This window comes from Sphingopyxis sp. GW821-FHT12F08 (assembly GCF_058806755.1).
The window spans coordinates 606,666-628,168 of record NZ_JBXAQA010000001.1; the positions used below are offsets into that span (position 1 = coordinate 606,666).

Below are 21,503 nucleotides of genomic sequence, written 5' to 3' on the forward strand. Positions count from 1 at the left end.
GCCGTCGAACTTCAACGCGTCACCACATCGCCCGATACCGTCACCCGTTCGAGCGCGCGATATTCGGGCCAATAGTCCCCGACCGCATAATGCTGGGTCGAGCGATTGTCCCAGATGCCGATCGCATTCGGCGTCCAGCGGAAGCGTATCTGATATTCGGGGACCTTGATCCGGTCGAACAGCAGGCGGAGCAGGCTGTCGCTCTCCTCCTCGGGGATGCCGGTGATGCGGCTGGTGAAGGTGTAATTGACGTAGAGGATCTTCTCGCCGGTCTCGGGGTGGGTGCGCACGACCGGGTGGCGCACCGGCGGGAAATCGCGCGCGAGCTGGGCGCGCTTTTCCTCGCTGACCCGCCCGCCGAAACTGCGGACGATGTCGTGCTCGGCCTCGAGCCCCTCGATGCGGTCCTTCACCGGCTGCGGCAGCCCCGCATAAGCCGCGGCGGTGTCGGCCCATAGCGTGTCGCCGCCGAGCGGCGGCAGCACCCGCGCGCGCAGGATCGAGGCGATCGACGGCTGCTGGCGGAAGGTCACGTCGGTGTGCCATTTGTTATAGGCCTGGAACGGCGCGAGCGTCTCGGCGGTCAGCTGCACCCCCTCGACGCCCTCGATGCGCAAAATCTCGGGATAGCCCTCGACATGCGGGATCACCGGATGACCTTCGAGCGCGCCGAACAATTCGCCGAGCCGGACATGGCTTTCGTGGCTGATGTCCTGGTCGCGAAAGAAGATCACCTTGAAGCGCAGCCAGGCGGCGCGCAGCAGCTCGGCCTCGGCGCCGGTCAGCGGGCGGTCGAGGTCGAGCCCCGAAATCTCGGCGCCGAGCGTCGGGGTCGAGGGCGAAATGGCGACGCCCAGCGTGCGGGCTTGCTCGAAGATATCGGGGGTCTGGGGCAGCGTGGCCATGGTGCGATCCTCTCTTGCCGAAATGACGGGGGATCGGTCGACTCGGTTACGTCCCGACGTCCGCCTGACATAACTCAACTATATTAATTGACAAGAGTTCCGCGACAGCCCGCGCAAAAGGCACGACCGGCCGCAAACGGCAATGCCATGTTCCAGGATCGGAATGTCGGAAAATGGATGCCCCGTGAGGATTCGAACCTCAATAGACGGAATCAGAATCCGTAGTCTTACCATTAGACGACGGGGCAATGAGGCGGGCGCATTATGATTCCGTGGGCGCGCTGTCAAGGCCACTGCGGCGACGGCTTCCCCTTGCCCTGCCGGTTTTCGCCGCTAGCATCGCGCCGATAACAGACAGGGGGCCGCGCGCTGCGCGGACATCCCGGAGGAGTGGGCTGAATGCGTCACGTCGCGATCGTCGGGTCGGGTCCCGCGGGCTATTATACCGCCGAAAGCTTGCAGAAAGCCGAGGATATCGCCGTCGACGTCATCGACCGCCTGCCCGTCCCCTATGGCCTGATCCGCACCGGCGTCGCGCCCGATCACCAGTCGATCAAGGCGGTGTCACGCCGCTACGAGGGGGTCGCGCTGACCGACAACGTCCGCTTCGTCGGCCATGTGTCGGTCGGCACCGACGTGACGATCGACGAGCTCGTCGGGCTGTACGATGCGGTCGTGCTCGCGACGGGCGCGCCGAACGACCGGCCGCTCGACATCCCCGGTGCCGATTTGCCGGGGGTAATCGGCAGCGCGGCTTTCGTGGGCTGGTACAACGGCCACCCCGATTTCGCGGCGCTGGGTCCGCCGCTCGACGCCGCGGGGGTGGTGGTGATCGGCAACGGCAATGTCGCGCTCGACGTCGCGCGCATCCTCGCCAAGACGCCCGCCGAATTCGCGGGCAGCGACATCGTCGCGCACGCCCGCGACGCGCTGGCGCAAAGCGCGGTGCGCGAGATCCACATCCTCGGCCGCCGCGGGCCGCACCAGATCGCGATGACCCCCAAGGAACTCGGCGAGCTCGGCCATCTCGAGCGCGCGAGCCCGCGCGTCGACCCCGCCGACCTGCCGCCCGAGGGCGACGATGCGCTGCTCGAACCCGGGATGCGCAAGTCGGTGACGCATTTGCGCGGCTTCACCGCCAACCCGGTCGCCAAGCCGGTGACGATCGACTTCGACTTTTTCGCGATGCCGGTAGCGATCGAAGGGGCCAAGGGGAATGGGGGCCGCGTCCAGCGCGTGATCGTCGAGCGCACCACGCTCGACAGCGAGCTGCGCAGCCACGGCACCGGCGAGACCTATGCCGTCGACGCCGGGCTGGTGGTCAGCTGTATCGGCTACCAGACCCCGCCGATCCCCGGCGTGCCGTACGAGCATGGCCGCGGCCGCTTCGCAAGCGACGAGGGGCGCATCCTGCCCGGCCTCTACGCCGTCGGCTGGGCGCGGCGCGGGCCGTCGGGAACGATCGGCACCAACAAGCCCGACGGCGCACGCATCGCCGAAATGCTGCTCGCGGATATAGGGCGCGGCGCGGGCAAGGCGGGGCGCGCGGGGCTCGACGCGCTGCTCGCGAGCCGGGGCGTCGCGCCCGTGACCTTCCGCGACTGGCGCAAGATCGAGGCTGCCGAGGTCGCCGCCGCGCTCGACGGCAATCCGCGCGAGAAATTCACCAGCATCGAGGCGATGCTGGCGGCGATCGGGCGGTAGGTTCTTCCCTTTTCCGTTCGTATCGAGCGAAGTCGAGATACGCCTGAGAGCGCATGCGGTCGCGTGTCTCGACTTCGCTCGACACGAACGGTGCTGAAATGACTAGGGATTCTCGGCCAGCAGCGGGTCGAGCGCGGCCTTGAACTCGCGCTCGGTATAGGCGCCCTTCTTGGCGTGGCGGATGATGCCCTTGCGGTCGATGATGTAGGTCGAGGGCACCGCATTGTCGATCGAGCCATAGCCCGCACTCATCTTGTTCGAGAGCGGATAGGAGAGCAGCTCGGACACCTTCTTCAGCTGGAACTTGGGCACGCTATCCTCCGTCGTCACCCCGAACATCTCGAGCCCGCGCGCCTGATTGGCTTTGAAATAGCGGTGCATCATCGGCATTTCGGCCTTGCACGGCGCGCACCAGGTCGCCCAATAGTTGATCACAACCACCTTGCCCTTCATCTCGGCCAGCGTGACCTTGCGCTTGTCGAAGGTGGTCAGGGTGAAGGGCGGCGCCGGATGGCCGGAGGTCGGCGTCTTGCCCGGCGCGGCGCCGAGCAGCAGGGCGGCGGCGAACGGCGCGAACAGCAGACGGGCGGACGAGGCGATGATCATGCGGCGAATAGACGAAAAAACATGGGCCTAGGCAAGCCGGAAAGCCGCGCGCGTTTCGCGCTGCGCTGGCTGCTCGCCATCGCTTACGCCTATGCCGGCTATCGCCACTTCGCGACCCCCGCCCCTTTTCTGGCGATCACCCCGCCGTGGGTGCCCTTTCCGGACGAGGTCGTCGCGGCGACCGGCGTCGCCGAACTGCTCGGCGCAGTCGGTCTGCTGATCCCGGCGACGCGCAAGGCCGCGGGCTGGGGCCTCGCGCTCTATGCGCTGTGCGTCTGGCCCGCGAACTTCCACCACGCGCTCGCCAATGTCGCGATCGGCGGCGAGACCTTGAGCTGGTGGTACCACGGCCCGCGCCTCGCGCTGCAGCCGGTGATCATCTGGTGGGCGCTGTGGGCGGGCGGTGCGACCGACTGGCCGTTCCGCCGCCGCTAGCTCATTTCGCCACCGGCGTCTCGATCGGCGGCGCGCCCTTCTGGCTCGCGGCAGTGGCTTCGACCGCTTTCAGCACGCGCAGCATGTTGCCGCTCGCAATCTTCTCGAGCTCGGCCTGCGTATAACCGCGCCGCGCGAGTTCGGCGAACAGGCGCGGATAACCCGTCACATCCTCCAGCCCGACCGGGGTCGCGTCCATGCCGTCATAATCGCCGCCGATCCCGATATGGTCGACGCCGATCGTCCTCTTCAGATGGTCGATATGGTCGGCCGCGATGCCGATCGGGGTCTGCGGCGCCGGATTGGCGGCCTCCCACGCCTTCAGCGCCGCCGCAGCGGCGTCGGGGTTGCCGATATAGAGCGCGTCGAGCCGTGCCTTCTCCGCCGTCTTGGCAAGACCATGCGCGCGCAGCTTGGGGTCGAGGAAGGCGGCATAAAGCACGACCATGACGACGCCGCCGTTCGCCTTCACCGCGGGCAAAACGCTGTCGGGGACGTTGCGCGGATGGTCGTTGACCGCGCGCACGCCCGAGTGACTGAACATCACTGGCGCGTGCGATACCTCGAGCGCGTCCTTCATCGTCGCCTCGCTGACGTGGCTCAAGTCCACGATCATCCCGAGGCGGTTCATTTCGCGAACGACCTGTTTGCCGAAATCGGTGAGCCCGTCATATTTGGGCGCGTCGGTCGCGCTATCGGCCCAGGGCGTGGTCTTGCTGTGCGTCAGCGTCATATAGCGCACGCCCATGCCGTACATCTCGCGCAGTACCGCGAGGCTCGACCCGATCGACTGGCCGCCCTCGATGCCGAGCATGCCGGCGATCTTGCCGGCCTTCATCTGCTTTTCGAGTTCGGCCGCGGTGAGCGCGAAGCCGAGGTCGTTCGGGTAGCGCGCGATCAGCCGCTTGGCGACGTCGATCTGTTCGATCGTCTGCTGCACCGCCTGCTGTTCGTTGGTGTTCGACGGCACATAGACCGACCAGAATTGCGCCCCGACATGCCCCTTGCGCAGCCGCTGGATGTCGGTGTGCATCACCGTGCCGTCGGGCTTGGGCTTGGTGGTGTCGTTGAAGTCGAAGGTGTTGATGACGTTGCCGACCTGCCCGCGCAATTCCCATGGCACGTCGTTGTGCCCGTCGAACACCGGCGCCTTCTTGAGCGCCGCCTCGGCGACCGCCTCGGGCGACTTCTGGGCAATGGCGGGGGCGGAGACGAGGGCGAGAGCGGCGAGGCCGGCGAGCAGGGAGGGCTTGTTCATGGCGCGCGACCCTAATGCGTTGATCGGGCGGCGCAAGCCTGTGGCGAAGCGGGTGGCCGAGAGGGCGCGCGATTATGTTTCACGCAAAGGCGCGAAGGCACGAAGAAGATAAATCTCACACAAAGACACAAAGAGGGCGCGTCCCTGCGCGAACGACGGCTTGTCGCCGCAGGCGACCAAAAAAGGTGCTTCGCGCGATCATGGCGCGGCGGTTGCTGGCGCCCAACGCCCTCTTTGTGTCTTCGTGTGAGATCCCCTTTTTTTCGCTTCTTTGCGCCTTCGCGCCTTTGCGTGAGATTTTTTCTGCACCGCGCTCGCAGAACAGACTTGCCTTGACGTTCACGTCAACCCCGCGCAGCATCGACCTATGACAGCTTTCGACGACTGGCGCGCGCGTTCGCCTTATTATGACGAAACCCATGAAGCGCTGGCGCAGAGCGTCCGCCGCTTCGTGACGCGCGAGATCGCGCCGCATATCGGCCGCTGGGAGGCCGAGGGCGAACTGCCGCGCGAATTGCACAAGAAAGCCGCGGACGCAGGCATCCTTGGCCTCCGCTTCCCCGAACAATATGGAGGGCACAGCACCGGCTTCGACAATTTCCACAGCCTCGTGCTGACCGAGGAACTCGCCGCGGTCGGCGCGGGCGGGCTCGGTGCCTCGCTGATGACGCACGGCATCGGCCTGCCGCCGATCCTTGCGCTGGGGTCGGAGGAATTGAAGCAGCGCGTCGCGCCGCCGGTGCTCGCGGGCGACAAGATCATCGCGCTCGGCATCACCGAGGCGGGCGGCGGCAGCGACGTCGCCAATCTCAAGACCATAGCGGTGCGCGACGGCGACGATTATGTCGTCAACGGCGGCAAGATGTTCATCACATCGGGGATGCGCGCCGACTGGCTGACCTGCGCGGTGCGCACCGGCGGGCCCGGCGCGGCGGGCATCTCGCTGCTGCTGGTCGAGATGGACGCACCCGGGGTCGAGCGCGCAAGGCTCGACAAGATGGGCTGGCGGTGCAGCGACACCGCCGCGATCCACTTCAGCGACGTGCGCGTCCCCGCGGCGAACCTGATCGGGCAGGAGAACGCCGGCTTCATCGGCATCATGCGCAATTTCAACGGCGAACGGCTCGGCATGGCGATGGGCTGCTGCGCCTATGCGCGCGTCGCGATGGCCGAAGCCGCCGAATGGGCGCAAAACCGCGAGACCTTCGGCAAGCCGCTCGTCGGTCACCAGTCGATCCGCATCAAGCTCGCCGACATGGAACGCCAGATCGAGGCGACGCAGGCGTGGGTCGACCTCGCCGCCTGGCAGGTCAAGACCGGCAAGGACCGCCCCGCCGACTTCGCGATGCTGAAGGTTCAGGCGACGCGCATGCTGGAAAGCGTCGCGCGCGAGGCCGCGCAGGTCCTCGGCGGCGCCTCCTACATCACCGGCAGCAAGGTCGAGCGCATCTACCGCGAGGTCCGCGTCAACGCGATCGGCGGCGGCAGCGAGGAGATCATGCTCGACCTTGCAGGGCGGCAGCTCTTCGGGGGCAAGCGCTAACCCTCGGCGTCGCTCGTCCGCTTCTCCGCCAGCACGCGCGATTCGGCCTTCAACGGGCGTGACACCGGGCAGACTTCCTGCACATAGGAGTTGAGCACATTGGTCAGCGCGTCGGGGATCAGGCGGTAGAAGACGAACTGGCCGCGCTTTTCGCTGGTGATCAGCCCGGCATTTTCGAGCACCGACAGATGCTGCGACACCGCGGGCTTGCTCATCTCGAAGCGCGCGGCGATGTCGCCCGCGCTGAGCTCGGCATGCGCGAGATAAGCGAGAATCCGCCGCCGCGGCGTCGACGCCAATGCCTGAAAAACCCGTTCCATTGCCCCAAAATGGGCATCGCGATGCAACTTGACAAGCAATAATTTATTTAAGTAATTACTTATATTCTTTGCCAGACAGGAGTCGGCCGATGCGCAGCGATCATGATCCCCATGCGGTGAACTATCTGATCGACGAGGCCGGCCCCGACCCGCGCGCCGGGACCGTCCGCGCCGACGCCCCGAGCATCGTCTGGAACGGCGGCATGGCGCTGGTCGCGCTCGCCGCCGGCCCCTTCTTCGTCACGCCGGGCACGATCGCGCTGTTCCTTGTCACCACCGGCGCGGCACTGCTGCTCGGGCACAGCGTCGGCTACCACCGGATGATGATCCACGGCAGCTTCGCCGCGCGGCGCTGGCTGGCGCGCACGCTGATCTGGTTCGGTGCCTTTGTGGGCATGGCCGGCCCCTATGGCATCGTGCGCGCGCACGACACGCGCGACTGGGCGCAGCGGCAGGCGAACTGCCACCCCTTCCTGCGCCATGGCACGCACATCGTCCGCGACGCCTGGTGGCAGATCTATTGCCGGCTCGACCTCGATCGCCCGCCGCGCTTCGATTTCGCCGAGCTCGACCGCGACCCCTTCATCGGCTGGCTCGAAAAGACGTGGCGCTGGCAGCAATTGCCCGTCGCCTTGCTCTTCTTCGCGATCGGCGAATGGGGCTGGGTCGTGTGGGGCGTCGCGGCGCGTGTCGCGGTCGCCAACCACGGCCATTGGCTCGTCGGCCATCTCGCGCACAATCGCGGGCCGCAGCACTGGACCGTCGATGCGCATGGCGTGCAGGCATTCGACGTGCCCTGGGCGGCGATCCCGACGATGGGCGAGGCGTGGCACAACAACCATCACGCCTATCCGGGCTCGGCGCGCATCGGACTGCATCCGGGGCAAAGCGACTGGGGCTATGCCTTCATCCGCCTGTGCGAGCGGCTGGGGCTGGTGCGGGACGTCCGGACGCCCGCGACGCTCGGCGCGCGGAATGGGTTGAGCGTCGTCGCGCCGGACAGCACGCCATCCGCCATCCCCGCTAGGGCGGCCGGCCAATAAAAAAACCGATGCACCGGCTGCGCGCCGAGGCGGGAGAGACGATCGCGGCGACCGCGCGCGTTAACGCCTATTGCACCATTTTCTTGCACATTGCTCTACTTCGGCTAAAGCCGCATTTCTGCCGTAATGAGGCCTTGATTGTGGCCGAAATGGTAGGCGGTGGGCGTTGCGTGGCTGGAGATGCACCCGTGGACAATGACCTGGCAGACGCCGTGACAGAGGGCACCGAGCCGTCCGATCTGCTCGCGATGAGCATCGCTTTCGACACGCTGGCAGAAGAATTGAATTTCCCGGTCGATACGAGCGTCCACCCGCATCAGGTTAAGGTGTGCGAAGGCGTCGAATCGCTGGCGCAGGGCAGCAAATCCGTCCGCGAAAATTTCGACCGGCTGATCGAGATCAGAAACAAGAAAGCGATCAACGATCAGGAATTCCGATTCAATCTGGCGCGGCTCGCGGCCGCACATAAACTGCTCGATGCCTCCGGCAACATCGACCAGATTCAAGACAAGAGGGTTAAGGATGCGCTTGAGGCCTTCGAGCGCGCCGGACGGTTGGGGACCTCGGCGGTCGATATTCTCGCATCTGCCATTCTTCTTCCGCTGGGAAGCTTTCTTGGACCTTGCGTGGCAGCAAACCATAATATTCGTATTCTTGCGGGCCGCTTCAATCTCCCCAAAGGTGCTATTGCCTTGCGACAGGAAGTCTATCATTCTGTCTCTGGGCCGGGGGAGAGTGTGAATGACGGAACAGCGGCAGGCGGTTGACCGGACTTCGACTGAAACGTCTGCCCCGCGTATTCATCCCAGCGTTCTTCGCGATATCGCCCTTACTCCGCGAATCAAAGTTTTTCTGAGCGCCGATATCGTCGGTTCGACCGCGTTCAAGCAGAGCTTTCGCCTTGACCCGCGCGACCGAACAATCACGAGCGCCACCATTGCCAAGCGGCAGCGCTGGCAGCAGACGATCGAGGAGTTCTACGACCTCATCAAAGAGCGGTTTCCGGTACTTTGGGGGACCGAGTCCCAAAAACTCAAGATTTCGGCTCGCCTGCAGCCCATTCTCGCCGGGCGGGCACCGCGATTCTGGAAGACCGCAGGTGACGAGGTGCTATTCTGGAAAGAAATCACGCATGAGGCGCAGCTGTGGCTGGTGCTGAGCGCGTGGCTTCAGACGATTGCCGAAATTCGCCCGATGCTCCGGCAGCACGGCCTCGACGTCAAATGCGCGATGTGGCTCGCCGAATTTCCTCTCCGCAATTGCGCGCTCGCCACGCGCAACGACGAGCGAAAGACGGCTCGGCAGTCCATGATCGCGGGTATCCGCGATCCGATCGGCCTCCGCGGCATCTTCCCAATGGACGCGAATCGCATCGACGACAATCATCAGCTGCTGGGATCTTTCTATAGAAATCCGTACCATAACGCGGGGGATGCCGATTTCTTGGGGCCCGGGATCGATGTCGGCTTCCGAATATCTGGTTTCGCCTCGCAGCGGCGCATGTCGCTCAGCGTCGATGTTGCCTATCTGCTCGCGGTTTCCCGAATCAACCTGTTCGGATCGGGTGACGGTGGCCGTAATCCAGCGCATGGGGACATCTTGCCCGGAACGGGCGATCGCCGCCCCCATCCGCCACTGGCAACGATGGTCGCAACCCATCTCGCGCCGCTGGGCGACGCCGTCTCGACGCTCGTCATTCCGTCGCATTTCGCTCCGTGCATCAACGACGGTCGCGATTGCAACCTGCTCAAAAATCTGTCGATCCACTACAGCGGCGCCGAGCCGCTGAAAGGCGTTCTGGGTGGGATAAAATATCCGCGCTTCTGGATCAGCATCGTCGAGGCCGGGTCCTATGAAGATGCAAAGCAGCGCATGTACCTACCCGAGCGACGCGACGAAATCATGACCGACCCAAAAGCGACGAATGGCATCGAAGGCGCGCGCGGCGGCGAAGGGGCCGTGAACGGCGACCAGGTCAGAGGCAAGGGTCCGGTCCGCGAAGGCCCGACTTGGGACCAGCTTTATCACTACTGCCGCGCCTTCTACGACGAACGGCAAAATTATATCCGCCCCCCCGTGATCATCGGACGCAAAAAGGAAAACAAGGCGGCGTGTACCGCCTGGTCATCGACGTGCGATGCCGAATCCTATACACTTTATATGTCGGCCTACCGGATCGCCGAGAAGCTGAGACAGAAGGGCGTGCATGCCTGACTTAGAAGCGCCCGTCGACAGGTGGTCAATTTGACGCCACACTCGCGACATGGACAATCTTACGCACAGCTGGCCGACTGAGGCCGATACCATCCTCCCCGATCTCGTCGACCTGCGCCGCGCGATCCATCGCGAGCCCGAGCTCGGCCTGCAGAACCCCAGGACGCTCGCGAAGATCAAGCAGGCGCTCGCCGGGCTGCCGCTCGAATTTCGCGAGGGACCGTCGACCACGGGGCTCGTCGCGACGCTGCGCGGTCCCGCCAACGGGCGCACCGTGCTGCTGCGCGGCGACATGGACGCGCTGCCGCTGGTCGAGGATACGGGGCTCGACTTCACCTCCGAGACAACGGGCGCGATGCACGCCTGCGGGCACGACACGCATGTCGCGATGCTCGTCGGCGCCGCGAAACTGCTCTGCGCCGCGCAGGACCGGCTGGCGGGGACGGTGATGTTCATGTTCCAGCCCGGCGAAGAGGGGCATCATGGCGCGCGCTTCATGCTGGGCGACGGGCTGATCGATCCGCTGCCCGATGCGGCCTTCGCGCTCCACATCATGCCCAACGCGCCGCACGGGGTGTTCGCGGGCAAGCCCGGGCCGCTGCTCGCTTCGTCGGACGTGCTGTCGATCACCGTCAAGGGCGCGGGCGGCCACGCATCGATGCCGCACGACGCGATCGACCCCATTCCCGTCGCCTGTTCGATCGTCACCGCGATCCAGACCATGGTCACGCGGCGCGTCTCGGTATTCGACCCCGCGGTGGTCACCATCGCCAGGATCGCGGCGGGCACGACAAACAATATCATCCCCGAGGCCGCCGAGATGCTCGGCACGATCCGCACGCTGTCGCCGCATCGCCGCGCCGCGGTCGCCGCCGAATTGAAGCGCCTCGCCCCCGCGATCGCCGAGGCGCATGGCTGCACCGCCGACGTGCAGATCGAGGAAGGCTTCCCCGTCACCGTCTGCGACAGCCGCGCCGCCGCCTTCGGCCAGCGCGTCGTCGAGGAGGTCTTCGGCGAGGCTGCCTGGCTGACGATGGACAATCCGGTGATGGGCGCCGAGGATTTCGCTTACGTGCTCGAAAAGGTCCCCGGCGCGATGTTCTGGCTCGGCGCGAGCCACGAAGGCAGCGACTGGCGCAGCTGCTGCGGGTTGCATTCGAACCGCATGGTGCTCGACGAAAAGGTCATGGCCCGCGGCGCGGCGCTGCACGCGGCGCTGGCGGAGCGGTTTTTGAACGAGGGGTTCGGGTAGGAAGAATTATCTCACGCAAAGGCGCAAAGGCACAAAGAAGGAGACAAGGTGGACGTCGAGGAACTCGCCAGCATAACCATCGATTGCGGCTTCCACCTCCATAAGGAATTGGGTCCGGGTCTGCTGGAATCGGTCTATGAAGCGATCATGGCGAATCAGCTCGCCCGGCGCGGTCTGAATGTTGTTCGACAAGCGCCTATTCCCGTCCGCTATGGCGGGGTCGAACTTCCCGAAGGATTTCGCGCCGACCTTTTGGTCGAGGGTCAGCTACTCGTCGAACTGAAATCCGTTGAGCGGCTATCGCCGCTTCATGGCAAACAGGTTCTGACCTATCTTCGCCTGCTCGAAATGCCTCTCGGCCTCTTGGTCAACTTTGGTGGCGAAACATTCAAGGAAGGCGTCAAACGCATCGTCAACAACCATCGCCCTTAGCCGCCTGCTTTGTGCCTTTGCGCCTTTGCGTGAGATTTGACGACCTCGACTTGGCAAGCAACCTCCCGGCCCTAAGCTCCGTCCAACTTCCACCCAGAAGGACCAAACCCATGATCAACATCCTCAGCGCCATCATTTCGGGCCTGCTCATCGGGGCGCTCGCGCGCTTCTTCTATCCGGGCGCGGTCGCGATGGGGTGGATCGCGACGATATTGCTAGGCATCGGCGGGTCGCTGCTCGCGGGGCTGGTGACCTCGCGCGGGCAGCGCGAGTTTCATGGCGCGGGGTGCTTCGCGTCGGTCGTCGGGGCGATCGTGCTGATCCTCGTCGGACGGCTGCTCGGCGTCGGCGGCTGACGCCTATTCGATCATCGCCTCGACCGTGTCGTGCGGATAGAGGATGAATTCGCGGTAGAGCCGGTAATGCGCGGTGTCCTCAAGCGTCGTCGGCTGGATCGCATAGGGATCGATCTGCCACAGGTCGGCGTCGGGCAGCGCCATCAGAATCGGCGAGTGCGTCGCCATGATGACCTGCGCATTGCCGAGCCGTTGCATGCGGCGAAGCAGCTTGAGGAAATCGAACTGGCGCGCCGGCGAAAGCGCCGATTCGGGCTCGTCGAATATATAGATGCCCTGCCGGTCGGCACGCTCCTCAAAATAGTTCAGAAATCCCTCGCCGTGCGACCAGGACAGATAATCTGGCGGGGCGGCCCCGACGTCGTAAGCCGCTTCATCGACATATCGGGCCAGCGAGAAGAAGGTTTCGGCACGAAAGAAAAAGCCCTGCCCGACCTTGGGGAGCCAGCCCCCGCGCAGCGCATCCGCCAATGCGCCGCCGTCGCCGCCCGAAATGCTCGACGCCGCGACGGCGCGATGGCCATAGCCCCCGCCACCCTCGCTGAAGCCGGCGAGAACCGCGATCGCTTCGAGCAAGGTCGATTTGCCCGATCCATTCTCGCCCACCAAAATGGTAACCGGCCGCTCGAACCGCAGATCGAAGTCGGGGTCGGCGAACAGGGGAATGTTGAAGGGGTAGCAACCGGCGTCGGGTGCGGGGCTGTCCGCGCCGGACTCGCGCCGCCACAGGCGCCGCAAATAGGGGGGCGGAAGCTTCGACCGCGTTTCCGCCCGCGCCATCGCTCAGGGCACCAGCACCGTATCGCGCGCCTGCGGCAGCATCGCCGGATAGTCGAGCGTGTAATGCAGCCCGCGGCTTTCCTTGCGGTGGAGCGCGCTCTTCACGATCAGTCCGGCGCATTGCAGCAGGTTTCTGAGCTCGATCAGGTCGGTCGTGACGCGGAAATGGCCGTAATAATCCTCAACCTCGTGCGTCATCATGTTGATACGGTGCTGCGCGCGTTCGAGGCGCTTGGTCGTCCGCACGATGCCGACATAATTCCACATGAAGCGGCGGATCTCGGTCCAGTTCTGCTTGATGATCACCTCTTCGTCGCTGTCGGTGACGCGGCTTTCGTCCCAGGCGCGGATCGGCGGCGGGGCTTCGAGCTGGTCCCAGCGCGCGACGATGTCCTTCGCGGCGGCTTCGCCGAACACGAAGCACTCGAGCAGGCTGTTCGACGCGAGGCGGTTGGCGCCGTGGAGCCCGCTCTCGGTGCATTCGCCCGCCGCGTAGAGCCCGGGCAGGTCGGTGCGGCCGTCGAGGTCGATCAATATGCCGCCGCAGGTATAATGCTGCGCGGGGACCACCGGGATCGGCTGCTTGGTCATGTCGATGCCGAGCGTCAGCAGCTTGTCATAGATGTTCGGGAAATGCCCCGCGACGAAATCGGGGTCGAGGTGGCTGATGTCGAGATGGACATAGTCGAGCCCCGAGCGTTTGATCTGGTCGTCGTTGGCGCGCGCCACGACGTCGCGCGGCGCGAGTTCGGCGCGCGCGTCGTAATCGGGCATATAACGGTGGCCGGTGACGGGGTGCTTGAGGATGCCGCCCTCGCCGCGCACCGCCTCGGTGATCAGGAAATTCTTGACGTCGAGATTGTAGAGGCAGGTCGGGTGGAACTGCATCATCTCCATGTTCGAGACGCGGCAGCCCGCGCGCCAGGCCATGGCGATGCCGTCGCCGGTCGCGCCGCGCGGCGCGGTCGAGAATTGGTAGACGCGCCCCGCCCCGCCGCTCGCGAGGATCGTCGCGCGGCCGACATGCGCGCGCACCTTGCCGCTCTTCTCGTCGAGCGCATAGACACCCCACACGCGGCCCGACCCCGAATAGCGTTCCTCGTGGCGGCCGGTGATCAGGTCGATGCACGCCTGCCCCGGCAGCAAAGTGATGTTCGGATGCGCCTCGGCGGTCTTCAATAAAGCCGCCTGCACCGCCCAGCCGGTCGCGTCGTCGACATGGACGATGCGGCGGTGCGAATGGCCGCCCTCGCGCGTCAGGTGCAGCGCATCGCTGTCCTTGTTGAAGGGCACGCCCATTTGGGCGAGACGCTCGATCGCATTGGGGGCGTTTTCGACGACGAACTCGACCGTCTCGCGCCGGTTGAGCCCGGCGCCCGCGACCATCGTGTCCTCGATATGGTTCTCGAAGGTGTCGCCGGCGTCGAGCACCGCGGCGATCCCGCCCTGCGCCCAGGCGGTCGACCCGCCGGTGAGCTCGCCCTTGGCGAGCACGAGCACGCGGCAATGACCGGCGAGCGCGATCGCGGCGGTCAGCCCCGCGGCGCCGGAGCCGACGATGATGACGTCGTGTTCGCTATGCGACGAGGCCATATGCGTCCCTCTCAACCGTTCGTCCTGAGCTTGTCGAAGGACCGTATTTCTGTGGCGCTAGAGGAAGGACGGGGCTTCGACAAGCTCAGCCCGAACGGAATAGGAATGGCGCGCCAATCCTCCCGCCTGCGGGAGGGGAGAAGAGGTGTTGCCCTCACCCATTCGCCGCGCGCGTCAAATTCAGGAACACATCCTCGAGATCGGCCTCGCGGGTCGAGACGTCGACGATGCCGTGGCCCATCGCATTGACCGCGGCGAGCACTTCGCCCGCGTTCATGCGGTCCTTGTTGTAGCTGATCGCGAGGCCGCGTTCGCCCTCGCGCTCGACTTTGTCGAAGGCCGGGTGGCTCGGCAGCACCGTCACATCCTGGTCGAGCGTCACCACGACGATCTTCTCGCGCGCCATGTCGACCAGCTCGCGCGTCGGTTTGTTCGCGATCAGCCGCCCGTGGTTAATGATCGCGATGCGGTCGCACAGCTGTTCGGCCTCCTCCAGATAATGCGTCGTCAGCACCACGGTGACCCCGCGATCGTTCAGCGACTGGACATAGGACCAGAGCTGCTGGCGCAGTTCGATGTCGACCCCCGCGGTCGGTTCGTCGAGCACGATGATCGGCGGCGAATGGACCATCGCCTTGGCGACGAGCAGGCGGCGCTTCATGCCCCCCGACAGCGTGCGCGCATAGGCGTCGCGCTTGTCGGTCAGGTGCACCGCGGCGAGCAGTTCGTCCGAAATCCGCTTCGCCTTGGACACGCCGTAGAGCCCCGCCTGATTCTCGAGCGTTTCATAGGGCGTGAAAAAGGGATCGAAGACGATTTCCTGCGGCACGATGCCGATCGAATATTTGGCATTCCTGGGGTCGGCGTCGATGTCGAAGCCCCAGATGCTCGCCGACCCGCTCGTCTTGTTGACAAGGCCCGCGAGGATATTGATCAGCGTCGACTTGCCCGCGCCGTTCGGCCCGAGCAGCCCGAAGATTGCCCCTCGCGGCACGTCGAAGCTGACATTGTCGAGCGCCTGCTTGCCGCCGGCATAGGTTTTGGAGACGGCGTCGATGCGGATGGCGGCTTCGGTCATGGCCGCCTCCATAGCCGCGCGCAGGCGGGTGCGAAAGCCCGCGTTCCGGCAAGGAATTCTTTACCATGGCGAGTAAGCATATTTTGCCACATCGCCCTTATGGGGAGATGCGTGAGGACCAGACACATCATTTGCCCGCCGCTTGCCCGGCGCGGCCTAGCCGTCATTGCGCTCGCTTTTGCGCCGTTCACCGCCCCGTCGGCGCACGCGCAGAATACGTCGCAGGGCGAAGCCGAAGCGATAGTGCTGCGGCCCCTTTCCTTCTTCAAGGTTAACGACCTCGATTTCGGCGATATACTGGCGTCGGAAGCCGCCGGAACGGTGCGCCTTTACCCCGACGGGTCGCGCACCAGCAGCGGCGGCGTGACGCTGGCCGGGAGCGACGGCGCGCCCGCGCGCTTCGCGGGGCTGGGGACATTCAACCGCCAGGTGTCGATCTCGCTGGGAGCGAACCAGATTTTCATCACCGGACCCGGCGCGCCGATGCGCGTGCGCAATTTCGAGATCGGGTCGACCCCGACCGCGATCCTGTCGACGACCCCGACGCGCTTCCGCATCGCCAGCGCGCTCGGCAATTATAATTTCCCGGTCGGCGCGACGCTCGACGTCGGCGCCAACCAGGCGCCGGGCGATTATGCCGGCAGCTTTACGATTACGCTCAACTATCTCTGAAACGCCTTTGGGTGGGGACGACGGCACCGGGGGCCACTTGCGCGTTTCGGGGGAGATGCGCTCGCCGGTGCCGTCATGGCGGCACATGGGATGGCCGCGGCGGGCGCGGACCCGATTGCGACACCGCGACGCGCTTGCTATGGGCGCGGTCGATGACCCAGCCCGAAACGATCCGCACGCCCAAGACCCGCATCGCCTGCGACGGCACCGGCGACGGCCTCGCCGACGCCGCGCTCGGCCACCCGCGCGTGTGGCTCGAGATCGACACCGACACCGGCTTTGCCGACTGCGGCTATTGCGACCGGCGCTTCGTGCTGATCGGCGGGATCGCCGATAAAGGTTAGCGTCTTTTCTTCCCCCGTTTGTGCTGAGCCCCTCGACTGCCTTGCAGGCGCTCGGGAGAGCCTTGTCGAAGCACCGCCCTTCTGCGGACGCCGAAAGAAAGAACGGCCCCCTTCGACTGCCTTGCAGGCGCTCAGGACAGGCTTCGACAAGCTCAGGGCGAACGGGGATAGAATCTCTGGCCGGGTAAACGCCGCCTTTACCAAGCCCGCGCATCATCGATTCATGCCCCGATGGTATAGTCTGTGCCAGACAGGAGCAGAATCGTGGGGATTCGAGGGACCAGAACCGGTCGGGCCGCGACGCGCGCCGTGACCGCCGCCGCGGCACTCGCCGCATGGAGCGCGCCCGCGCTCGCGGCCGACTATAATGGCACCGTCACCGCGACCGTCGTCCGCCCCAACACGCTGGTGAAGACCGACGACCTCGATTTCGGCACGCTCGTCAGCGGCACCACCGGCGGCAGCATCACGATCAACGCGGTCACCGGCGCGCGCACCACCAGCGGCGGCACCACCCCGGTCGGCGCGGGTTTCCAGCGCGCGCAGTTCCAGGGCACCGGCGGCATCCTGCTGATCACCGTGTCGGGCAGCACCTCGGTCATGCTCACCCGCGCCGGCGGCGGCGCGGCGCCGATGACCGCCACTTTGGTGCGCGCCGCGAGCACCGGCGGCGGCGGCATCGCGCTGCTCGGCTCGACCTTGCTGCCGAGCGGGGTGCAGACCTATTATATCGGCGGCACGCTGACCGTCCCCGCGAACCAGCCCGACGGCGACTACAGCGGGACCTTCACGTTGACGGTGAATTATCTCTGAGCCGACGCGGCGCTTCAGGTGGAAACGAACTTAAAGATCCTCCCCACGCGCAGCGATGGGGAGGATCTTCGCGCCACCCCCGAAACAACGGCCCTTCCCGCCACCCGCCCCCGCGCCTATATCCACCCCATGACAAGCCCCACCGATCCCCGCCGTTTCCTCTATCGCGCCGACGCGCTCGACCCCGATCTGGCGCAGGCGCTCGCGCGCGAAGCGCTCGCGCAGGCCGACGACGGCGAGCTCTATCTGCAATATCGCGCGACCGAGAGCTTCGGTTTCGACGACGGGCGGCTCAAGACCGCCGATTATTCGACCGACGCGGGCTTCGGCCTCCGCGCCGTGTCGGGCGAGATGACGGGCTTTGCCCACGCCAGCGACATCAGCGCCGGCGCGATCCGCCGCGCCGCCGAGACGCTCGCTTTGCTCGACCCCGCGGCGCAGGCGCCCGCCGGGCCTCCGCCACGCACCAACCGCCATCTCTATGACGAAGCGAACCCGCTCGACCTCATCCCCTTCGCGAAGAAGGTCGCGCTGTGCCAGGAGGTCGACGCCGCCGCGCGCGCGCGCGACCCGCGCGTCGTCCAGGTCTCGGTCGCGCTCGCCGGCAGCTGGTCGGTGGTCGAGATCGTCCGCGCCGACGGCTTCCTCGCGACCGACATCCGCCCGCTCGTCCGCCTCAACGTCAGCATCGTCGTCGAGGAGAATGGGCGGCGCGAGAGCGGCTATTTCGGCCTCGGCGGCCGCTATATGTACGACCATCTGTTCGAACCCGGGCAGTGGAACCGCGCGATCGACGAGGCGCTGGCGCAGGCGCTGGTCAATCTGCGCGCGGTCGACGCCCCCGCGGGCGAATTCACCGTGCTGCTCGGCCCCGGCTGGCCCGGTGTGCTGCTCCACGAAGCGGTCGGCCACGGGCTCGAGGGCGATTTCAACCGCAAGGGCACCAGCGCCTTTTCGGGCCGCATCGGCCAGCGCGTCGCCGCGCCGGGGGTCACCGTCGTCGACGACGGCAGCATCGCCGAACGCCGCGGCTCGCTGTCGATCGACGACGAGGGCACCCCGACCCAGGAGAATATCCTGATCGAGGACGGCATCCTCAAGGCCTATATGCAGGACCGGCTGAACGCACGGCTGATGGGCGTCGCGCCGACCGGCAACGGCCGCCGCGAAAGCTTCGCGCACGCGCCGATGCCGCGGATGACCAACACCTTCATGCGCGGCGGCGAGGATGATCCCGCCGAGCTGCTGAGCCGCGTCAAGAACGGCATCTTCGCCAAGAGCTTCGGCGGCGGGCAGGTCGACATCGTGTCGGGCAAGTTCGTCTTCAGCTGCACCGAGGCGTACAAGATCGAGAATGGCAAGCTGGGCGATTCGATCAAGGGCGCCACCCTGATCGGCGACGGCCCGAGCGTGCTGACCAAGGTGCTCGGCATCGGAAACGACATGGCGCTCGACGAAGGCATCGGCGTCTGCGGCAAGGGCGGCCAGAGCGTCCCCGCGGGCGTCGGCCAGCCGACCTTGCTGGTGGGCGGGCTGACCGTGGGCGGGACGGCCTGATCCTCCAGCGCATTCGTCGAACCGCGAACGCGCACCGACAAACGACCGGCTGTGATCGACGTCATTGCTTGGCGTGCCGCGCCGCTGCGCATATAGAGCCCTCAAAGAAGAGCAAATATCGGGTCGCATGAGTTTTTCCGCCGGGGCGTTCGCCCTCGGTCGCAGGGAGGAATTATGCGCAGGATTTTTCGATTCACCTCGGTCGCGGTCATCGCCGCGATGCTGAGCGCGCCGGTGGCGGCGCAGAAGAGCACCGGTCCCAAGGAACGCTACGAGATGGACGCCGCGACGATGTCGGGCTTCGCCGCGATGGGCGGCGGAAAAGGCGGCATGGGCGGCGCGATGAGCATGATGTTCGGCGGCGGCCCAGACAGCGCGCTGGCGCGCCAGCTGTTCCTCCGTCTCGGGTCGAACATCGTGCCGACCACGCCGCCGCCCAAGGGCGACCATTTTTTCCTGCCGCAGGCCAAGCTCGGCAAGTCGGTGCCGCTGATCGCGCGCGAGCGCAAGGAAGGCGATTATCCGACCGACTTCGAACGGCCGAAGGGCCGCCTTTTGCTCTATTGGGGTTGCGGCGCCAAGGCGGGGCCGGGGCAGCCGGTGATCATCGATTTCGCCAAAGTCGCCGCCGGGCAGGTCCCGCCGAACCTCTTTTCGAGCGCGGTGCCGGTGGTGCGCGAAGTGACGCCCGAGAACAGCAAATCCTATGTCGAATGGCCGAACAGCAAATCGACCAAGCTGCCGCCCAAGGACAGCTCGCTGCTCGGCGCGCACCGCGTCGCGAGCAATGTCGGGAGCGACATCAATTTCACGCTGGCGCAGGACTATATGCCCGCGCTGCAGGCTTCGACTGCCGACAGTGCCGACGGCTCGGTGACGATCCGCTGGAATCCCGTCACCAACGCCACCGGCTATGCGGCCTGGACGATCGGCGGGATGGACCGCGCCGAAAAGGGCGGCGACATCGTCTGGTGGACGAGCAGTGCGACCAAGGAATTCGGCGGCGGGCTATGGGACTGGCTGCCGCCGTCGGTGGTCGCGAACCTGATCACCAGGAAGATCGTGATGCCGCCGTCGCAGACGACGTGCCAGATCCCTGCCGAGGTCAAGAAGGCGTCGGGCGAGTTCATGATGGGCAATTTGAACGCCTTCGGCCCCGAGGCGAACTTCTCCTACCCGCCCAAGCCCGCGACGGGTGTGTGGAACATCGACTGGACCGCCAAGGTCCGTTTTCGTTCGTACACGATGCTGATGGTCGGCGCCGATTTCGGCGGGATGAGCGGCGGCGGTGCGAGCAGCGGCGAGACCAGCGCGCCCGCGGCCCCGGCGAAAAAGAAGAAGTGCAAGGGCCCGCTGGGCATCCCGCTGCCCGACGCGGCCTGCTGATTCCGCGAACGCAACTGGAGTCTCCCCTCCCGCCTGCGGGAGGGGAGACTGATGCCGAGTCAGTTGCCGTTCAGACGAAGCGCCCTATATCGACGATAGAGGGTGTGTGTTGAATGACAGGAATCGAACCATGCGTCCGTTGATCGCAACCATCATCGCCGCCGCCGCGATCGCCGCCGGGCCCGCCGCGGCCAGGGAAAAGCTGACCCCCGAGGCGCAGCTCGAAAAGATGCTCGAAGGCCGCGTCGCCGGCGAGCCGCAGAATTGCATCAATCTGTCGTCGGCGCGCAGCTCGACGATCATCGACGGCACCGCGATCGTCTATCGCGCCGGCAGCACCCTGTGGGTCAACCGGCCGAAGGGCGGCGCCGAATCGCTCGACGACGACGATATCCTCGTCACCCGGACGACCGGCAGCCAGCTGTGCAGCATCGACGCGGTCCAGCTGCGCGACCGCACGAGCCACATGTATGCGGGCTTCGTCTCGCTGGGCGAGTTCGTACCCTATCGCCGCGTGAAGGGCGAATAGGCCCGGCCGTCCCGCTTATGCGGTCTGCGAAGCGATCCGGGGTTGCGTTAAGCGCTCCGGATTGCTTCGCTGTGCGCCATGTCCGACGATAGCCAAACCCCCGCCCCGCCTGCCGACTGGCCGGCGCAGCTCCTGACCTTCTGGTTCGATGCCCATGGCATGGACGACTGGTACGGCGGCGGACCCGATTTCGACGCCGATGTGCGCGACCTTGCCGCCGATTGGCACGAGGCGTTGCGCGGGCAACCCGCCGACACCTTCCTCACCGATCCCGACACCGCGCTCGCCGCGGCGATCCTGTTCGACCAGGTGCCGCGCAACATCCATCGCGGCCATGCCGACGCCTTCGCGACCGACAGCCTCGCGCGCGCCATCGCGCGCGGCATCGTCGCGAAAGGATGGGACCGGGATTGGCCCGACGCACGGCGGCAATTCGCCTACCTGCCCTTCGAGCATAGCGAGGATATCGCCGACCAGCGCGAATCGCTGCGGCTGATGGGCCAGCTCGCCGATCCGCTGTTCGCCGACTATGCACGGAAGCATTTCGCCATGATCGGCCGCTTCGGGCGTTTCCCGCACCGCAACGCCGCGCTCGGCCGCGCCACGCGCCCCGAGGAGGAAGCGGCGATAGAAGAGGGCAGCCATTGGTGATAGGAGCGGCGCAGACCGACGCGGAGCACAGA

Annotated in this window: 23 protein-coding genes and 1 tRNA gene; 16 read left to right on the plus strand and 8 right to left on the minus strand. The window is 65.9% G+C overall.

Annotation, left to right across the window (positions count from 1 at the left end; genetic code table 11):
* Positions 1–11: 11 nt before the first annotated feature.
* Entirely contained in the window at positions 12–905 is an 894-nt protein-coding gene (locus AC1RNQ_RS02945; protein ID WP_493168786.1) for a TauD/TfdA dioxygenase family protein, read from the minus strand.
* 174 nt (positions 906–1,079) lie between these two features.
* Positions 1,080–1,153: transfer RNA gene (locus AC1RNQ_RS02950), tRNA-Gln, on the minus strand.
* A 151-nt stretch (positions 1,154–1,304) separates the two neighbouring features.
* Between AC1RNQ_RS02950 and AC1RNQ_RS02955 the strand changes: the two genes are divergently transcribed.
* Positions 1,305–2,609 (plus strand): FAD-dependent oxidoreductase, encoded by a 1,305-nt coding sequence (locus tag AC1RNQ_RS02955; protein WP_493168787.1) that lies wholly within the window; start codon positions 1,305–1,307, stop codon positions 2,607–2,609.
* Between the two features lie 102 nt (positions 2,610–2,711).
* Here AC1RNQ_RS02955 and AC1RNQ_RS02960 read toward each other — a convergent pair whose 3' ends face one another.
* Complete coding sequence (locus tag AC1RNQ_RS02960) at positions 2,712–3,215, minus strand: TlpA family protein disulfide reductase (RefSeq protein ID WP_493168788.1); 504 nt, start codon at positions 3,213–3,215, stop codon at positions 2,712–2,714.
* A gap of 21 nt (positions 3,216–3,236) precedes the next feature.
* Between AC1RNQ_RS02960 and AC1RNQ_RS02965 the strand changes: the two genes are divergently transcribed.
* Positions 3,237–3,650 (plus strand): DoxX family protein, encoded by a 414-nt coding sequence (locus AC1RNQ_RS02965; RefSeq protein ID WP_493168789.1) that lies wholly within the window; start codon positions 3,237–3,239, stop codon positions 3,648–3,650.
* Position 3,651: 1 nt separating this feature from the next.
* On the opposite strand, the gene AC1RNQ_RS02970 is transcribed toward AC1RNQ_RS02965, so the two are convergent.
* Positions 3,652–4,908 carry a dipeptidase gene (locus AC1RNQ_RS02970; RefSeq protein ID WP_493168790.1) on the minus strand — a complete coding sequence of 419 codons (1,257 nt, stop codon included), beginning with the start codon at positions 4,906–4,908 and terminating at the stop codon, positions 3,652–3,654.
* Between the two features lie 367 nt (positions 4,909–5,275).
* Here AC1RNQ_RS02970 and AC1RNQ_RS02975 point away from each other — a divergent pair, with 367 nt between their 5' ends.
* Positions 5,276–6,451, plus strand: coding sequence for an acyl-CoA dehydrogenase family protein (locus AC1RNQ_RS02975; RefSeq protein ID WP_493168791.1), 1,176 nt, complete (start codon positions 5,276–5,278; stop codon positions 6,449–6,451).
* On the opposite strand, the gene AC1RNQ_RS02980 is transcribed toward AC1RNQ_RS02975, so the two are convergent.
* Positions 6,448–6,771, minus strand: a complete 324-nt coding sequence (locus AC1RNQ_RS02980) for a metalloregulator ArsR/SmtB family transcription factor (protein ID WP_493168792.1) — start codon at positions 6,769–6,771, stop codon at positions 6,448–6,450. The genes AC1RNQ_RS02975 and AC1RNQ_RS02980 overlap by 4 nt on opposite strands.
* 89 nt (positions 6,772–6,860) lie before the next feature.
* On the opposite strand from AC1RNQ_RS02980, the gene AC1RNQ_RS02985 reads away from it, so the two are divergent.
* The 6 genes from AC1RNQ_RS02985 to AC1RNQ_RS03010 all read left to right on the plus strand — a co-directional run bounded on the left by AC1RNQ_RS02985 (position 6,861) and on the right by AC1RNQ_RS03010 (position 12,068).
* Positions 6,861–7,814: an acyl-CoA desaturase gene (locus tag AC1RNQ_RS02985; protein ID WP_493168793.1), complete on the plus strand. Its 954-nt coding sequence runs from the start codon at positions 6,861–6,863 to the stop codon at positions 7,812–7,814.
* A gap of 8 nt (positions 7,815–7,822) precedes the next feature.
* Positions 7,823–8,581, plus strand: coding sequence for a hypothetical protein (locus tag AC1RNQ_RS02990; protein WP_493168794.1), 759 nt, complete (start codon positions 7,823–7,825; stop codon positions 8,579–8,581).
* Positions 8,556–10,028, plus strand: a complete 1,473-nt coding sequence (locus tag AC1RNQ_RS02995; protein WP_493168795.1) for a hypothetical protein — start codon at positions 8,556–8,558, stop codon at positions 10,026–10,028. The genes AC1RNQ_RS02990 and AC1RNQ_RS02995 overlap by 26 nt, the downstream gene beginning before the upstream one ends.
* A gap of 49 nt (positions 10,029–10,077) precedes the next feature.
* Positions 10,078–11,280 (plus strand): M20 metallopeptidase family protein, encoded by a 1,203-nt coding sequence (locus AC1RNQ_RS03000; protein WP_493168797.1) that lies wholly within the window; start codon positions 10,078–10,080, stop codon positions 11,278–11,280.
* 48 nt (positions 11,281–11,328) lie between these two features.
* The gene (locus tag AC1RNQ_RS03005) at positions 11,329–11,712 is read left to right on the plus strand and encodes a GxxExxY protein (protein WP_493168799.1); all 384 of its coding nucleotides are present in this window, start codon (positions 11,329–11,331) and stop codon (positions 11,710–11,712) included.
* Between the two features lie 110 nt (positions 11,713–11,822).
* The gene (locus tag AC1RNQ_RS03010; protein WP_493168801.1) at positions 11,823–12,068 is read left to right on the plus strand and encodes a GlsB/YeaQ/YmgE family stress response membrane protein; all 246 of its coding nucleotides are present in this window, start codon (positions 11,823–11,825) and stop codon (positions 12,066–12,068) included.
* A gap of 3 nt (positions 12,069–12,071) precedes the next feature.
* On the opposite strand, the gene AC1RNQ_RS03015 is transcribed toward AC1RNQ_RS03010, so the two are convergent.
* The 3 genes from AC1RNQ_RS03015 to AC1RNQ_RS03025 all read right to left on the minus strand — a co-directional run bounded on the left by AC1RNQ_RS03015 (position 12,072) and on the right by AC1RNQ_RS03025 (position 15,519).
* Complete coding sequence (locus AC1RNQ_RS03015; protein WP_493168802.1) at positions 12,072–12,806, minus strand: AAA family ATPase; 735 nt, start codon at positions 12,804–12,806, stop codon at positions 12,072–12,074.
* Positions 12,807–12,851: 45 nt separating this feature from the next.
* Complete coding sequence (gene nadB, locus AC1RNQ_RS03020) at positions 12,852–14,441, minus strand: L-aspartate oxidase (protein WP_493168804.1); 1,590 nt, start codon at positions 14,439–14,441, stop codon at positions 12,852–12,854.
* 154 nt (positions 14,442–14,595) lie between these two features.
* Complete coding sequence (locus AC1RNQ_RS03025) at positions 14,596–15,519, minus strand: ABC transporter ATP-binding protein (protein WP_493168806.1); 924 nt, start codon at positions 15,517–15,519, stop codon at positions 14,596–14,598.
* 111 nt (positions 15,520–15,630) lie between these two features.
* Here AC1RNQ_RS03025 and AC1RNQ_RS03030 point away from each other — a divergent pair, with 111 nt between their 5' ends.
* The 7 genes from AC1RNQ_RS03030 to AC1RNQ_RS03060 all read left to right on the plus strand — a co-directional run bounded on the left by AC1RNQ_RS03030 (position 15,631) and on the right by AC1RNQ_RS03060 (position 21,471).
* Positions 15,631–16,191, plus strand: a complete 561-nt coding sequence (locus AC1RNQ_RS03030) for a DUF4402 domain-containing protein (protein ID WP_493168807.1) — start codon at positions 15,631–15,633, stop codon at positions 16,189–16,191.
* A 152-nt stretch (positions 16,192–16,343) separates the two neighbouring features.
* A complete protein-coding gene (locus tag AC1RNQ_RS03035) occupies positions 16,344–16,535 on the plus strand; it encodes a zinc-finger domain-containing protein (protein ID WP_493168808.1) in 192 nt (63 codons plus the stop codon).
* A gap of 309 nt (positions 16,536–16,844) precedes the next feature.
* The gene (locus tag AC1RNQ_RS03040; RefSeq protein ID WP_493168809.1) at positions 16,845–17,348 is read left to right on the plus strand and encodes a DUF4402 domain-containing protein; all 504 of its coding nucleotides are present in this window, start codon (positions 16,845–16,847) and stop codon (positions 17,346–17,348) included.
* Positions 17,349–17,477: 129 nt separating this feature from the next.
* Positions 17,478–18,905, plus strand: coding sequence for a metalloprotease TldD (tldD, locus tag AC1RNQ_RS03045; protein ID WP_493168810.1), 1,428 nt, complete (start codon positions 17,478–17,480; stop codon positions 18,903–18,905).
* 174 nt (positions 18,906–19,079) lie between these two features.
* A complete protein-coding gene (locus AC1RNQ_RS03050; protein ID WP_493168812.1) occupies positions 19,080–20,291 on the plus strand; it encodes a hypothetical protein in 1,212 nt (403 codons plus the stop codon).
* A gap of 130 nt (positions 20,292–20,421) precedes the next feature.
* Positions 20,422–20,820: a hypothetical protein gene (locus AC1RNQ_RS03055; protein ID WP_493168814.1), complete on the plus strand. Its 399-nt coding sequence runs from the start codon at positions 20,422–20,424 to the stop codon at positions 20,818–20,820.
* Between the two features lie 78 nt (positions 20,821–20,898).
* On the plus strand, positions 20,899–21,471 hold the full coding sequence (locus tag AC1RNQ_RS03060) for a DUF924 family protein (protein ID WP_493168815.1): 573 nt from the start codon (positions 20,899–20,901) through the stop codon (positions 21,469–21,471).
* Positions 21,472–21,503 lie beyond the last annotated feature (32 nt).

Coding starts and splice junctions, on each gene's coding strand:
- AC1RNQ_RS03000 (WP_493168797.1), top strand. CDS start 10,078: ATGGACAATCTTACGCACAGCTGGCCGACTGAGGCCGATACCATCCTC.
- AC1RNQ_RS02955 (WP_493168787.1), top strand. CDS start 1,305: ATGCGTCACGTCGCGATCGTCGGGTCGGGTCCCGCGGGCTATTATACC.
- AC1RNQ_RS03035 (WP_493168808.1), top strand. CDS start 16,344: ATGACCCAGCCCGAAACGATCCGCACGCCCAAGACCCGCATCGCCTGC.
- AC1RNQ_RS03050 (WP_493168812.1), top strand. CDS start 19,080: ATGCGCAGGATTTTTCGATTCACCTCGGTCGCGGTCATCGCCGCGATG.
- AC1RNQ_RS02965 (WP_493168789.1), top strand. CDS start 3,237: ATGGGCCTAGGCAAGCCGGAAAGCCGCGCGCGTTTCGCGCTGCGCTGG.
- AC1RNQ_RS03055 (WP_493168814.1), top strand. CDS start 20,422: ATGCGTCCGTTGATCGCAACCATCATCGCCGCCGCCGCGATCGCCGCC.
- AC1RNQ_RS03010 (WP_493168801.1), top strand. CDS start 11,823: ATGATCAACATCCTCAGCGCCATCATTTCGGGCCTGCTCATCGGGGCG.
- nadB (WP_493168804.1), bottom strand. CDS start 14,441: ATGGCCTCGTCGCATAGCGAACACGACGTCATCATCGTCGGCTCCGGC.
- tldD (WP_493168810.1), top strand. CDS start 17,478: ATGACAAGCCCCACCGATCCCCGCCGTTTCCTCTATCGCGCCGACGCG.
- AC1RNQ_RS03060 (WP_493168815.1), top strand. CDS start 20,899: ATGTCCGACGATAGCCAAACCCCCGCCCCGCCTGCCGACTGGCCGGCG.
- AC1RNQ_RS02990 (WP_493168794.1), top strand. CDS start 7,823: ATGCACCGGCTGCGCGCCGAGGCGGGAGAGACGATCGCGGCGACCGCG.
- AC1RNQ_RS02985 (WP_493168793.1), top strand. CDS start 6,861: ATGCGCAGCGATCATGATCCCCATGCGGTGAACTATCTGATCGACGAG.
- AC1RNQ_RS02995 (WP_493168795.1), top strand. CDS start 8,556: ATGACGGAACAGCGGCAGGCGGTTGACCGGACTTCGACTGAAACGTCT.
- AC1RNQ_RS02945 (WP_493168786.1), bottom strand. CDS start 905: ATGGCCACGCTGCCCCAGACCCCCGATATCTTCGAGCAAGCCCGCACG.
- AC1RNQ_RS02970 (WP_493168790.1), bottom strand. CDS start 4,908: ATGAACAAGCCCTCCCTGCTCGCCGGCCTCGCCGCTCTCGCCCTCGTC.
- AC1RNQ_RS02980 (WP_493168792.1), bottom strand. CDS start 6,771: ATGGAACGGGTTTTTCAGGCATTGGCGTCGACGCCGCGGCGGCGGATT.
- AC1RNQ_RS03025 (WP_493168806.1), bottom strand. CDS start 15,519: ATGACCGAAGCCGCCATCCGCATCGACGCCGTCTCCAAAACCTATGCC.
- AC1RNQ_RS02960 (WP_493168788.1), bottom strand. CDS start 3,215: ATGATCATCGCCTCGTCCGCCCGTCTGCTGTTCGCGCCGTTCGCCGCC.
- AC1RNQ_RS02975 (WP_493168791.1), top strand. CDS start 5,276: ATGACAGCTTTCGACGACTGGCGCGCGCGTTCGCCTTATTATGACGAA.